The organism is Ruegeria sp. BJ5 (genome assembly GCF_056537865.1).
The window spans coordinates 764756-777794 of the sequence record NZ_JBQFSH010000001.1; the positions used below are offsets into that span (position 1 = coordinate 764756).

The window sequence follows — 13039 nt, forward strand, 5'->3', positions numbered from 1 at the left end:
GCGCCTCAGCAAGCCCCCGCGCAAAGCTTGTTTTCACCGGCTATCCGCGTGAATCAGGATATCGTCACCTGGTACGAACTGGATCAGCGCCAGCGGTTTCTCGAAATTCTGGGTATCCCGGGCAGCTCGGAGGCCGAAGTCCGCAAGGCGCTGATCGACGAGCGCCTGCGCAAACAGGCCATGCGCGAAGCCGGCATCCAGCCCACACCCGAAGACATTCAGGTTGCGATCGACGAATTCGCTTCGCGTGGTCAGCTGACCCCGGATCAATTCCTGAAGGCGCTGGCTGACGCGGGTATCGACCGGGAAACCGTGCGGGATTACGTATCCAGTCAGCTGGCATGGCGCGACTATGTCAGCGCCCGCTTTATCTCTCAGGCCCGTCCGACGGACGACGAAATTGACCGTGCAATGGGTCAGACCGGCGGTGGCGGTCTCCAGGTTTTGCTGTCCGAAATCATCATCCCCGTGAATGCGCAAACCTTGGCACAGGCCGAAGCCTTGGCCGACGAGATCGCCCGTGTCGAAACCATCGATGCATTTTCGGCCGCTGCCACGCAGTACTCGGCAGCGCCGACACGCGAAAATGGCGGACGCCTGGACTGGTTGAACGTCAGCAACCTGCCTCCGGCGCTGCAACCGGTTATCCTTGGCCTGAAGAATGGCGAGGTCACGGCCCCGCTGAGCCTGCCCAACGCCGTAGCCCTGTTCCAGATGCGCGGCCTGCGAGAAGTGGCCGCCAGCACGCCGCGGTTCTCCAAGATCGACTATGCGGCCTATTACCTGCCTGGCGGACTCAGCCCCGAAACACTGCAAAGAGCCGCCGAACTGAAGGAAACGGTGGATACCTGCGACGACCTGTACGGCATCGCCAAGGGGCAACCGCCCGAGGTACTCGACCGGGTCTCGGCAAGTCCGTCCGAAATCCCGCGCGACATCGCGCTGGAACTCGCGAAGCTGGACCCAAACGAGGTGTCGACCTCTCTGACCCGAAACAACGGCCAGACGCTGGTGTTCCTCATGCTGTGCAATCGGACGCGCGATCTGGGTGAGGACACGTCGCGCGAGGACGTGGCCAACGCGCTGACGCAGCAACGCCTGCAGGCATTCGCCAACAGCCTCGTCGAACAACTGCGCGCCGACGCCACCATCATCGAGCAATGACCGCGCCCATCGCGCTCAGCTGCGGAGAACCTTCGGGCATCGGTCCGGAGATCGCCGCCAAGGCTTGGACCGCATTGCGCGACAGCTGCCCATTCTTTTACATCGGCGACGCCGGTCACCTGCCCGACGACATCCCCACGACCGAGATCGTAGACCCGGCCCAAGTGGCTGACATCTGCGCAGAGGCGCTGCCGGTGTTGCCGCTGACCTTTCCGGCCCCGAACCTGCCCGGCCACCCCGATCCAGCCAATGCGCCTTCGGTGATAGACGCCATCGAAACCGGCGTGTCACTGGTGCAATCGGGCGCGGCCTCGGCCCTCTGCACGGCACCGATCCACAAGAAGGCCCTGATCGACGGCGCCGATTTCGCCTATCCTGGCCATACCGAATTTCTGGCGGCGCTGGCAGGCCGTTCCCGCGTGGTGATGATGCTAGCCAGCGAGCAACTCCGCGTGGTACCCGCCACGATCCACATCCCTTTGTCGCAGGTGCCCTCGCGCCTCACGCCCGACCTGCTGCGCGACACGATCGCAATCACCGCCGACGGCCTGCGCCGCCAATTCGGCATCCCGCATCCTCGCATCGCGGTGGCCGGGCTCAACCCCCATGCCGGCGAGGGTGGCAAGATGGGCCGCGAGGAACTGGACTGGATCGCCCCTCTGCTGGCCGATCTCACCCCCGAGGGCTACACCGTCACCGGCCCGCACCCGGCAGACACGATGTTCCACGCCGCCGCACGCGCCCGCTATGACGCCGCCATCGCCATGTATCACGATCAGGCGCTGATCCCGATCAAGACCCTCGACTTCGACCGTGGCGTGAACGTGACCCTGGGCCTGCCCTTCATCCGCACCTCGCCCGACCATGGCACCGCGCTCGACATCGCCGGACAGGGCATCGCAAACCCCACCAGCCTGATCGAGGCGCTGAAACTCGCCCAACGCATGGCACAAAGCACTTGATCCTTCATCTGGCGCCAAATATCCCCGCCGGAGGCAAAAATTCTCTGGCGCACCGCCTGCCCCTCGCGCCACGGTAACCGGATCATGAGCGCAATCGACACCCTCCCCCCGCTGCGCGAGGTCATCGCCAAGCACCAGCTCTCGGCCCGCAAGTCGCTGGGCCAGAACTTCCTGCTCGATCTCAACCTGACGGCCAAGATCGCCCGGCAGGCCGGCGACCTGAGCCAATGCGACGTGCTGGAGATCGGCCCCGGCCCCGGAGGCCTGACCCGCGGTTTGCTGGCCGAAGGTGCGCGCAAGGTGGTGGCGGTGGAAAAAGATATCCGTTGCATCGCCGCGCTTCAGGAAATCGCCGCTGCCTATCCCGGGCGGCTCGAGGTCATCAATGGCGACGCTCTTGAAATCGATCCGCTTGAACATCTGACCCCGCCCATCCGCGTGGCGGCCAATCTGCCCTACAATGTGGGCACGGAACTGCTGGTGCGCTGGCTGACCCCGCCGGAATGGCCACCCTTCTGGCAGAGCCTGACCCTGATGTTCCAGCGCGAGGTGGCCGAGCGCATCGTGGCGCAGCCCGGCTCCAAGGCCTATGGCCGACTGGCGATTCTGGCCCAGTGGCGGGCCGAGGCGCGCATCGCCATGTCCCTGCCCCCCGGAGCGTTCACGCCGCCGCCCAAAGTCAGCAGCGCCGTGGTCCACCTGACCGCCCGGCCCGAACCCCGCTTTCCGGCGGATGCCGACACCCTGTCCCGCGTCGTGGCCGCTGCGTTCAATCAGCGCCGAAAGATGCTGCGCGCAGCGCTCAAGGGGTTGGCCCCCGATATCGAAGACCGTCTGACAGCCGCCGGCATAAAACCCACCGAACGCGCCGAGCAGGTCTCGCTCGAGGCCTTCTGTGCGCTGGCACGGGAACTGCAGAAAACCTGATCCCGAACGAAAACGGCCCCGGACATCTCTGACCGGGGCCTTTGAACTCTGTGCGCAACCGCTATGGCTTATTCGGCAGCCTCTGGTGCATCACCGCCGCCTTGGGGGGCCTGCTCTTCTACGGCCTTAGGCTTGCGTGCGCGCGGTCTCCGGGCAGGTTTGTCCTTGCGCTCGGCCGCTTCGGCCTTGGCGCCCGCGCTTTCGGGCGTCTCGACAAGCCCGGATTCAGGAGTATCCGAATCGGCGTTCAGATCAACGATGTCCGGCTGCGGAGCCTCGGCCGGGTCCGCCTGGCGTGCGGCTTCACGTTCCTGCCGTTCCGCCCGCTCCCGATCGCGCTCGGCCTGACGCTCGCGGTTCTGGCGTTCCTGCTCTTCCCGACGCGCTTCCATTTCGCGTTGCGCCTCGCTCAGCAGGCGCAGGTAATGCTCGGCATGTTGCTGAAAGTTTTCGGCAGCGACGCGGTCATTGGCCAGCTGTGCATCGCGCGCCAGCTGGTTGTACTTGTCAATGATCTGCTGCGGCGTGCCGCGCACCTTGCCCTCGGGCCCCGAGCTGTCGAAAACCCGGTTAACGACGTTTCCACCAGAGGGACGATTGCGGTTGTTCTTTGCCCGCGAGCGGGATTTGGAGGATCTCATCTTACTGTACGTCAGCCTTGTCTTGCACTGTCGATCCACCCGTATTCTGCGCTGCTCTGTGGCCTGTGCCGTCACGGGATGTCGACTTTTTTGGGCTTGGCGTCAGGGGTGCGCCGAAGGGGCGTCAACCGCGCTGACTACTCTGAGTAAGCATGTCCTGACGGCGCAGACAAGGGGTTAATACACCAAATGCCGGGTTTTTTACCCCGACCGGCGTAAATCGGCCTCAGAATCCGCGGCTAGCCCGGCATTCTAGCGCTTACCACCCGATCCCGCCCGTCCAGATCAGGAACGACACGGATATCCGCCAGCCCCGCCGCGTCGAACAACGCGCTGACCACCTGCGCCTGTGTCGGGCCGATTTCCACCAGAAGTCGTCCGCCGGGAACAAGGTGGTCCGGGGCGCCGGCCGCAATCCGACGATAGGCGTCCAGCCCGTCCGCTTCATCCGTCAAAGCCAGACGCGGCTCGTGCTCGCGTACTTCGGGCGACAGGCCATCCATCTCATCCAGCGCGATATAGGGCGGATTGGAAACGATCAGGTCGAAATACCCGCCAATGTTCTCAAACCAGTCCGAGCGCTGGATCTCTGCCCGATCCTGCACCCCATGGGCCACCGCATTGGCGCTGGCCTGCAGACAGGCGGCCTCGCTCAGATCGACGCCCAGCCCGGTTGCGCTGGTGCGTTCCGCCAGCAAGGTGATCAGGATGCAGCCCGAGCCGACGCCCAGGTCCAGCACGCGGTCAAACGGCTGGCTCAGGGCCGCTTCGATCAGCGCCTCGGTTTCGGGGCGCGGGTCCAGCACGTCGCGGCTGACGCGGAAGCGTCGGCCGTAAAACTCGCGCTCACCCAGCAGATGGGAAACCGGAACCCGGATCGCGCGCAGCGACACCAGTTGCTCATAGCGTTCGGCGATCTCGGGCGAGAGCTCTTCGGGAGCGATCAGGGTCACGCGGCTGGCCTCGATCCGGGCGGCATGGGCCAGCAGGACCCTAGCGTCCCGCGCCGGGTCGTCCACACCTGCGGCCCGCAGGCGCGCGGTGGCGGCCACCATGGCCTGTGCCGCTGTCAGCGCCGCGATCATTGCGCCATCTCCGCCAACAGGCGCGCCTGATCATCGGCGGTCAGCGCGTCGATCACCTCGTCCAGATCGCCCTGCATGATCTGGTCGAGTTTGTAGAGCGTCAGGTTGATCCGGTGATCGGTCATCCGGCCCTGCGGGAAATTATAGGTACGGATGCGCTCGGAGCGGTCGCCCGACCCCACCTGGCTGGCCCGGTCGGCCGAGCGTTCGCTGTCGATCCGCTGACGTTCGAGGTCATAGAGACGCGTCTTGAGCACCTGCATCGCGATCTCGCGGTTGCGGTGCTGCGACTTCTCGGAACTGGTCACCACGATTCCCGTGGGCAGGTGCGTGATCCGCACCGCCGAGTCGGTGGTGTTCACATGCTGTCCGCCTGCGCCCGAGCTTCGCATCGTGTCGATACGCAGGTCATTGGGGTCGATCTGGATGTCCACGTCCTCGGCCTCGGGCAGAACCGCCACGGTCGCCGCCGAGGTGTGGATGCGCCCACCGCTTTCGGTTTCGGGCACGCGTTGAACGCGGTGCACGCCGGATTCGTATTTCAGCCGGGCAAAAACGTTGTCGCCCTTGATATGGGCCACCACTTCCTTGATACCACCCAGTTCGGTCTGCTGTTCTTCGATGATCTCTAGCTGCCAGCCGCGCGCCTCGGCATAGCGCTGATACATCCGCAGCAGGTCGCCCGCGAACAAAGCCGCCTCGTCGCCGCCGGTGCCGGGGCGGATCTCCAGCATCGCCGGCCGCGCATCGGCCGCGTCCTTGGGCAGCAGCGCCAGTTGCAGCGCATGCTCGACCTCGGGGATGCGCGCCTTGAGCTGCGGGATCTCCTCCTCGGCCAGCTCTTTCATGTCGGGGTCGCCCAGCATCGCCTCGGCCTCGGCCAGATCGGCCCGCAGCTGACGCCAGGCTGCGATCTGTTCGACCACCGGCTTGAGGTCGGAATATTCCTTGGCCAAAGCCGCGATATCCCCGCCCGAGGCGCCATCGGACATGGCCGCTTCGAGGTACTGGAATCGCTGAGTGATCTGTTCAAGACGTTCTTCGGGGATCATTGGGGCGGTGTCTATCATCCGACGGCTTTGGTCAAGGCCCCGGCTTGTGCTAAGCTATGCGCATGAAACGGATCATTGCCCTGTTGATTGTCTGCGCAACGCCCGGTCTGGCCGATGTCATCGGCCCCGGTGGCAAGGTGCAGGATTGCTATTGCACCGACACATCCGGCAGCCGCGTCGAACTGGGCGAGATGGTCTGCCTGCAGGTCGATGGCCGCATGTTCATGGCTCAGTGCCAGATGTCGCTGAACGTGCCGATGTGGCGCGAGGTGTCAGAGGGGTGCCTGTCTTCAGGACTGCAGAGCCGCCAGCCAACCGTCGACCCGGCTCCGGTTGACGTCGAAATCCCGTCGGCCAAATCGTAACCGTCCATAGATGCGCAGTGTGTCGCCGTCCTGCTGGGCGGTGGTGTAGTCGGGAAAGCCGAACACCCGGCTGCGGGTCACATAGGTGATCAGGCCCTCATCCACCGATCCGGCCAGCACCGTCGTACGCGGAGTCGCCCGCGCCACTTGGTCCAGCCGCGCGAGGCCGTCCGGCCCGGTCTGCGCCACGCGGATCACGCCTCCGGGCAGGTCACGATCTGCCTCGGCCACGACCTGCACATGCCAGCGCGCGGGATCGGCCGGTGCCAGCCGCACATAGAGGCCAAGCCCGACAACCGCGGCGACAACCAACCAAACAACCATGCGTTTCATTCCAATCAGACCTTCCGGCAGAACCCTAGCCGCCCGCCGGTACCTGGCAAGACCTGCCGGCCCCGCTTACCGTGACGTCACACCGGGCAGGATGCACAGCAGCTCGAACAGCAGGTTGGCCGCCGTCAGCGCGGTGTTGCCCGACGGATCATAGGGCGGTGAGACCTCGACCAGGTCGCAGCCAACCACGTTCATGCCCCCCAGCGCGTGGATCAGCTGCAGCGCCTGCGGCGTGGTCAGCCCGCCGATCTCGGGCGTGCCGGTGCCGGGGGAATAGGCCGGGTCCAGGCTGTCGATGTCGTAGGTGACATAAACCGGATGCTTGCCGATTTCCTTGCGGATCAACGCCCCGATCTGGGTCAGGTTCTGTTGCCACAACTCCCACGCAGGAAACTGCCGGAACCCCCAGCCCTTTGCCTCGGTGAAATCGCTGGCCGCATAGCCCGAGCCGCGGATACCGACCTGAAAGGTCCTGTCGGGCACGATCAGCCCCTCTTCATACGCGCGGCGGAAGACGGTTCCGTGGGTCTCACGCTCACCGAACATCTCGTCATTGACGTCGGCATGGGCGTCCACATGCACCAGGGCAACAGGCCCATGTTTTGCGGCAACGGCCCGCAGAATCGGCAGGGTGATCGAATGATCGCCCCCCATCGCCACCGGGATCACGCCCTGCGCCAGGATCGCGTCATAGCTTTCCTTGATGATCCGAAGGCTGTCGGCCAGCGAGAAGGTGTTGATCGCCAGATCTCCGATATCGGCGATCTGGAGGCTGTCGAAAGGCGCGGCGAAGGTAGCCATGTTGTAGGGCCGGATCATCGCGCTTTCGGCGCGGATCTGCTTGGGGCCGAACCGGGTGCCCGACCGCCATGAGGTTCCGATATCCATCGGCACGCCCAGCACCGCCACGTCCAGCCCCGCCAGCGTATCGGCCGCGGGCAACCGCATGAAGGTGTTCGGCCCGGAAAACCGCGCCAGATCATTGCCGCTGATGGGTTGGTTGTATTGGCTCATGGCGTGCGCGCCCCCAGTCCCGTTGGTTCACCTGATACCGGCCATAGCAAAACCATGGCTAACCAATGGTTAAAGCTGCCCATCTTTCGCCAGCTTGGTCCATCCCAGCAGGCAGATGATCTGGGTCGCCACATGCGCCCCCGCGATCGCCGTGGCCCCCGACGTGTCAAACGGCGGAGACACTTCGACCACGTCGCCGCCCTTGATGTTGATCCCGGCGATGTCGCGCAGAATGATCTGCGCCTGGATCGAGCTGAGCCCGCCCCAGACTGGCGTGCCGGTGCCGGGGGCAAAGGCCGGGTCTAGCCCGTCGATGTCAAAGCTCAGATAGACCGGGCTGTCGCCCAGGATGCCCTTGATCTTTTGCGCCACGGCGGCGGGTCCGGATTCATAGACCTCACGCGCGTCGATGATGTTGACGCCCAGCGTGTCCTCGTTGGTGGTGCGGATCCCCACCTGAACCGAGCGTTTCGGGTCCACGATTCCCGACTTCACCGCCTTGTAGAACATGGTGCCGTGGTCCACCCGGCTCATGTCGTCATCGGCCCAGGTATCGGTATGGGCGTCGAACTGCAACAGCGACATCGGCCCGTATTTCTCGGCATAGGCCTTGAGTATCGGAAAGCTGATATAGTGGTCGCCCCCCAGCGTGACCGAGGCCACATCCGCCGCCAGAATGGTACGGATATGATTGGTCAGCGTGTCGGGAAAGGCGGGGATATTGGCATAGTCATAGGCCATGTCGCCATAGTCGATGATCGCCAGCTCGCTGAGCGCATCGAAGGGCCAACCATAGGGCGCATCGGGCGATTGGAGGGCGCTGGCCTCGCGGATCGCGCGCGGGCCCAGACGGGTGCCGGGGCGATTGGTCACCGCCTGATCAAACGGCACGCCGGTCACGGCGATATCCACGCCTTTCAGGTTCTTGGTGTAGAGCCGCCGTAGAAAGGATGTGGCCCCGCCAAAGGTGTTTTCATAACTCAACCCCTTCAGGTCGGGGTTGGTAAAGGCCTCATCGACCTGATTTTTCGCGTCTTCCAATGCCATTTTGGCCCGTTTCCTTCCTGATATTGACCGGACCGTCAGGTCAACGGCTGCGCCTTTTCGACGATGCGCGCAAAGAACGAGGCACCCACCGGTGCGATCTCGTCGTTGAAATTGTACTTGGGGTGATGCAGCCCCGGCCCGTCGCCCTGCCCCAGGAACAGATAGGCGCCCGGGCGTTCCTGCAGCATGTACGAGAAATCCTCGGCCCCCATCTCGCGGCCCGAATTTGCGATCACCCGATCGGCGCCTGCCACTTCGCGCGCCACCTCGGCGGCGAAACCGGTCTTGTCCGCATCGTTGACCGTGGCCGGATAGCCGACGACATAATCCAATGTCGCCGTAACGCCGTAGGACGCCGCCTGCCCCTGCACGATTTCCTCAAGGCGGGTCATCACCATCTGCTGCACCGCCGGATCGAAGGTGCGGACGGTGCCGTTCAGATAGGCGGTGTCGGGGATCACGTTGTTCACGGTCCCGGTGTGGATCTGGGTGACCGAGATCACCAGGTCGTCCAGCGCATAATGGTTGCGGCTGACGATGGTCTGGATTGCTTGTGCGATTCCGCAGGCGGCCATGACCGGGTCGCGCGTCTCGTGCGGCATGGCGCCATGGCCACCGATGCCCTGAATGTGGATGTCGAACGTGTCGACCGCCGCCATGATCGGCCCGGGCGTAGTATAGAAAGCACCCTCGGCAAAGCCCGGCGCATTGTGCAGCGCATAGACCTGAGCGATGTCGAACCGGTCCATCACACCCTCTTTGACCATGATATCGGCGCCGCCGCCCTCTTCCTCGGCGGGCTGGAACAGCAACGCCACGCGGCCCCGGAAATTCCGCGTCTCGGCCAGGTACCGCGCTGCGCCCAGCAGCATGGTGGTGTGCCCGTCATGCCCGCAGGCATGCATCTTGCCAGGATTCTTCGAGGCATATTCCACACCCGTTTCTTCAACGATCGGCAGCGCATCCATATCGGCGCGCAGCCCGATCGTGGGGCCATCGCCCTGCCCGTTGATGATCGCAACGATCCCGGTCTGGGCGATCCCTTCGTGCAGCTCGTCCACGCCGAATTCGCGCAGCCGTTCGGCCACGAAGGCGGCGGTCTGATGGCAGTCCAACTCCAGTTCCGGGATCGTGTGCAGGTGCTGGCGCCATTCGGCCATGTCGGCGGCGTAATCGGCAATTCGGTTGACGACGGGCATCGGGGGTGGACTCCTGATCCAAGCTGCGGGATGGATGCATCTGACACCGGAACAAGGGGCTTCGCAATGGCTGAAAATCCACTGATCCACGATACTGACGCCGGAATCGAGCGGCTGCTGGAAATCATGCGCCGCCTGCGTGACCCGGACACCGGCTGCCCGTGGGACATCGAACAGGATTTCGCCACCATCGCCCCCTACACGATCGAAGAGGCCTACGAGGTCGCCGACGCCATCGAACGGCAGGCCTGGGACGAGCTCAGGGGCGAGCTGGGCGACCTGCTGTTCCAGTCGGTCTTTCACGCGCAGATGGCCGAAGAGGCCGGGCATTTCACCTTTCAGGACGTGGTGCGCACCATGTCCGACAAGATGGTGGCCCGCCACCCGCATGTGTTCGGCGACGAATCCCGCGACAAGTCTGCCGAACAACAGACCCGCGACTGGGAGGCGATCAAGGCCGCCGAGCGCGCCGGCAAAGAGCAGAAAGGTGCGCTGGACGGCGTGGCCGCGAACCTGCCCGCCCTGCTGCGCGCCTACAAGCTGCAGAAACGCGCCGCGCGGGTGGGTTTCGACTGGCCCGATGTCAGCCATGTGCTGGCCAAAATCACAGAAGAGGCCGCCGAACTGGCAGAGGCGCGCGACCAGAGGGACGCCGACGCGCTTGAGGATGAATTTGGCGACCTGCTGTTCGTGATCGTCAACCTCGGCCGCCATTTGGGCATCGAGCCCGAGGCCGCGCTGCGCCGCACCAACGCCAAGTTCACACGCCGGTTCGAACAGGTCGAATCCCGGTTGGCCACACGTGGCAAGTCACCGTCAGACAGCACGCTGGAAGAGATGGACGCCCTGTGGGACGCGGTAAAAACCGAAGAACACCGGGCAAATGGCAAACTCCCGCCGGTGGCCACCGGAACAGGGGCCTGAAACCGCTGGACAAGCGGCGCGCGGATTGACAGTCTCCGCCCTTCAAGACCCCGGAGGCCCCATGACCGCGCGCAAGATCATCATCGACACCGACCCCGGACAGGACGACGCCGTCGCCATCCTGCTGGCGCTGGCCAGCCCCGACGAAATCGAGGTGCTGGGCATCACCGCCGTCGCCGGCAACGTGCCGCTGGAGCTGACGGCCAAGAATGCGCGCATCGTCTGCGAACTGGCCGGTCGCACCGATATTCCGGTCCATGCGGGTTGCGATCGCCCGCTGAAACGCCCGCTGATCACCGCCGAGCACGTGCATGGCAAGACAGGGCTGGACGGCCCCGTCCTGCCTGACCCGCAGATGCCGTTGGCCGAGGGGCATGGCGTCGATTTCATTATCGACACGCTGCGCGCGCAGGATCCCGGCACCGTCACCCTCTGCCCGCTGGGGCCGCTGACCAACATCGCCACGGCCTTTCAGAAGGCGCCCGACATTGTTGAACGCGTGCAGGAAATCGTGCTGATGGGTGGCGCTTACTTCGAAGTCGGAAACATCACACCCACCGCTGAATTCAACATCCATGTCGACCCCGAGGCCGCTGATATCGTGTTCAAATCCGGTGTTCCGATCGTGGTGATGCCGCTGGACGTGACGCACAAGGCGCTGGTCACCAAACCGCGCAACGACGCGTTCCGGGCCCTTGGCACAAAGGTCGGCATCGCCGTCGCCGAAATGACCGATTTCTTTGAACGTTTCGACAAGGAAAAATACGGCAGCGAAGGCGCACCACTGCACGATCCCTGCGTGACCGCTTATCTGATCCGGCCCGAGCTGTTCTCGGGCCGACACGTCAACGTCGAGATCGAAACCCAGTCGGATCTCACCCTCGGCATGACCGTCGCTGATTGGTGGGGCGTCACCGACCGCACGCCCAACGCGCTGTTCATCGGCGACGTGGATGCCGACGGGTTCTTTGCCCTGCTGACCGAACGGCTGGCGCGGCTATGAGCGCCGCTCTGCGCCTTGCCCGCCCCGAGGACCTTGATCGCCTGATGGGCCTGGTCGCCGCCTTTCACGCTGAGGCCGGGATCCAGCAGGACCCCGACCAAAGGCGCGATGCGCTGATGCCTCTGCTGGAAGGCATCCCGCACGGCTGTATCTATCTGATCGGCCCGTCGCGCGCGCCGCTGGGTTATATCATACTGACCTTTGGTTGGTCGGTCGAGTTCGGGGGGATGGACGGGTTCGTGGACGAAATCTACATCCGGCCGGCCATTCGCGGCCGCGGAATTGCCACCGAGGTTCTATTGGACTTGCCCAAAGCACTGGCCGGGGCCGGCCTGACGACCCTGCATCTGGAAGTGGATCGAACCAACGAGGCCGCGCAGAAACTCTACCTTCGGACCGGTTTCAAACCGCGCGACCGTTACATGTTGATGAGCAAAAAGCTCTAGCGTGATTCACCGCGGAAGATCAGCCCGGGATTGTAGTACATTTCTTGCACCGGATCGTTCTGCGACACCGGCTCGCCGGTGATCGGGTAAGTGTCAGGACCTGCGCAGGCCGCCAGAACCCCGACGGAAAGCACGGAAATAACGAGAAGGATTCTTGAAGCGGACATCACGTTCTCCTTTTCTGCTGTACCGTCACACTACGCCCGACAACGTCGCACTTGTAGGAACAAGTTCACACATAATCACATTTATGTTTGCATTTTTTCTCCCTGCCTGCCCCGAACTCCGGGTTAAAGGGAGATTACCCTGCAATTCCATTGGGTTCAGCGGGGTCACCCGTCAGCGACATTTCGAAGAATAACAGCTGACCCTGGGCGATTTCGGGTATATCCGAATAGGCATCGCGCAGCTTGAACCCCAGAGACAGATACAGCCGAGTCGCCGCCTCCAGCGGTTTCCCGGTGTCCATCCGGATCAACTCAAACCCGTCTTTGCGGCACTGAGCGATCAGCGCCTGCATGATCGCACACCCCGCACCAGTGCCCCGAGCGTCATCGGTCACGAACACGCGCTTGATCTCGGCGATACCCGGACCGATCGTCTGGAACATCCCGCAGCCCACCGCCTGCCCGTCCAGCATCGCCAGCCGGGTCCCGCCCTTGGGCGGCATATGCTCGATCTCGATGGCGGACAGAACAGCCGCATATTTCTCGGGTGGATAGAACGTGTTCACGACCTGCCGCGACCGTTCATCCAGCGTCAGCAGATAGGCGTGATAATCCCAACACAAACGCCGGACAGCATCAAACTGGTCCGGCGTTTTTGGTTCAACGATACTCAGCATAAAGGACCCCCGGCCAATGTCGGGGGCAGCCTA

Annotated in this window: 16 protein-coding genes; 7 read left to right on the forward strand and 9 right to left on the reverse strand. The window is 63.9% G+C overall.

The annotated features are described in order from the left end of the window. Window positions 1–48: 48 nt before the first annotated feature. The 3 genes from ACR0NY_RS03785 to rsmA all read left to right on the forward strand — a co-directional run bounded on the left by ACR0NY_RS03785 (window position 49) and on the right by rsmA (window position 3053). Entirely contained in the window at window positions 49–1164 is a 1116-nt protein-coding gene (locus ACR0NY_RS03785) for a peptidylprolyl isomerase (protein WP_367646308.1), read from the forward strand. Further along, window positions 1161–2126 (forward strand): 4-hydroxythreonine-4-phosphate dehydrogenase PdxA, encoded by a 966-nt coding sequence (gene pdxA, locus ACR0NY_RS03790; RefSeq protein WP_170338282.1) that lies wholly within the window; start codon window positions 1161–1163, stop codon window positions 2124–2126. Before ACR0NY_RS03785 ends, pdxA begins: the two co-directional genes overlap by 4 nt. 84 nt (window positions 2127–2210) lie before the next feature. Beyond that, window positions 2211–3053 carry a 16S rRNA (adenine(1518)-N(6)/adenine(1519)-N(6))-dimethyltransferase RsmA gene (rsmA, locus tag ACR0NY_RS03795; RefSeq protein WP_170368575.1) on the forward strand — a complete coding sequence of 281 codons (843 nt, stop codon included), beginning with the start codon at window positions 2211–2213 and terminating at the stop codon, window positions 3051–3053. Between the two features lie 68 nt (window positions 3054–3121). Here the strand turns inward: rsmA and ACR0NY_RS03800 are convergent, their stop codons facing one another. The 3 genes from ACR0NY_RS03800 to prfA all read right to left on the reverse strand — a co-directional run bounded on the left by ACR0NY_RS03800 (window position 3122) and on the right by prfA (window position 5831). Continuing rightward, window positions 3122–3694, reverse strand: a complete 573-nt coding sequence (locus tag ACR0NY_RS03800) for a DUF4167 domain-containing protein (protein ID WP_170338278.1) — start codon at window positions 3692–3694, stop codon at window positions 3122–3124. Window positions 3695–3933: 239 nt separating this feature from the next. After that, window positions 3934–4779, reverse strand: coding sequence for a peptide chain release factor N(5)-glutamine methyltransferase (prmC, locus tag ACR0NY_RS03805; protein WP_170338276.1), 846 nt, complete (start codon window positions 4777–4779; stop codon window positions 3934–3936). After that, window positions 4776–5831, reverse strand: coding sequence for a peptide chain release factor 1 (gene prfA, locus ACR0NY_RS03810; RefSeq protein ID WP_170339442.1), 1056 nt, complete (start codon window positions 5829–5831; stop codon window positions 4776–4778). Before prfA ends, prmC begins: the two co-directional genes overlap by 4 nt. Before the next feature lie 62 nt (window positions 5832–5893). Between prfA and ACR0NY_RS03815 the strand changes: the two genes are divergently transcribed. Then, window positions 5894–6196 (forward strand): hypothetical protein, encoded by a 303-nt coding sequence (locus ACR0NY_RS03815; protein ID WP_170595348.1) that lies wholly within the window; start codon window positions 5894–5896, stop codon window positions 6194–6196. On the opposite strand, the gene ACR0NY_RS03820 is transcribed toward ACR0NY_RS03815, so the two are convergent. The 4 genes from ACR0NY_RS03820 to ACR0NY_RS03835 all read right to left on the reverse strand — a co-directional run bounded on the left by ACR0NY_RS03820 (window position 6122) and on the right by ACR0NY_RS03835 (window position 9789). Further along, on the reverse strand, window positions 6122–6529 hold the full coding sequence (locus ACR0NY_RS03820; protein ID WP_170338272.1) for a DUF1499 domain-containing protein: 408 nt from the start codon (window positions 6527–6529) through the stop codon (window positions 6122–6124). The genes ACR0NY_RS03815 and ACR0NY_RS03820 overlap by 75 nt on opposite strands. A 66-nt stretch (window positions 6530–6595) precedes the next feature. Next, window positions 6596–7543, reverse strand: a complete 948-nt coding sequence (speB, locus tag ACR0NY_RS03825; RefSeq protein ID WP_170368576.1) for an agmatinase — start codon at window positions 7541–7543, stop codon at window positions 6596–6598. Between the two features lie 69 nt (window positions 7544–7612). Further along, window positions 7613–8590 (reverse strand): agmatinase, encoded by a 978-nt coding sequence (gene speB, locus ACR0NY_RS03830; protein WP_170368577.1) that lies wholly within the window; start codon window positions 8588–8590, stop codon window positions 7613–7615. A 35-nt stretch (window positions 8591–8625) separates the two neighbouring features. Then, the gene (locus tag ACR0NY_RS03835; RefSeq protein WP_170368578.1) at window positions 8626–9789 is read right to left on the reverse strand and encodes a M20 aminoacylase family protein; all 1164 of its coding nucleotides are present in this window, start codon (window positions 9787–9789) and stop codon (window positions 8626–8628) included. Window positions 9790–9855: 66 nt separating this feature from the next. Here ACR0NY_RS03835 and mazG point away from each other — a divergent pair, with 66 nt between their 5' ends. From mazG to ACR0NY_RS03850, 3 genes are all read left to right on the forward strand, one after another. Beyond that, on the forward strand, window positions 9856–10713 hold the full coding sequence (gene mazG, locus ACR0NY_RS03840) for a nucleoside triphosphate pyrophosphohydrolase (RefSeq protein ID WP_170368579.1): 858 nt from the start codon (window positions 9856–9858) through the stop codon (window positions 10711–10713). Between the two features lie 61 nt (window positions 10714–10774). Next, window positions 10775–11716, forward strand: coding sequence for a nucleoside hydrolase (locus ACR0NY_RS03845; protein ID WP_170368580.1), 942 nt, complete (start codon window positions 10775–10777; stop codon window positions 11714–11716). Next, a complete protein-coding gene (locus ACR0NY_RS03850; RefSeq protein WP_170338261.1) occupies window positions 11713–12162 on the forward strand; it encodes a GNAT family N-acetyltransferase in 450 nt (149 codons plus the stop codon). The genes ACR0NY_RS03845 and ACR0NY_RS03850 overlap by 4 nt, the downstream gene beginning before the upstream one ends. Here ACR0NY_RS03850 and ACR0NY_RS03855 read toward each other — a convergent pair. Continuing rightward, entirely contained in the window at window positions 12159–12329 is a 171-nt protein-coding gene (locus ACR0NY_RS03855) for a hypothetical protein (protein WP_170338259.1), read from the reverse strand. The two genes, ACR0NY_RS03850 and ACR0NY_RS03855, sit on opposite strands and share 4 nt — an antisense overlap. 134 nt (window positions 12330–12463) lie before the next feature. Further along, on the reverse strand, window positions 12464–13006 hold the full coding sequence (locus ACR0NY_RS03860; RefSeq protein ID WP_170368581.1) for a GNAT family N-acetyltransferase: 543 nt from the start codon (window positions 13004–13006) through the stop codon (window positions 12464–12466). Window positions 13007–13039: the final 33 nt, after the last annotated feature.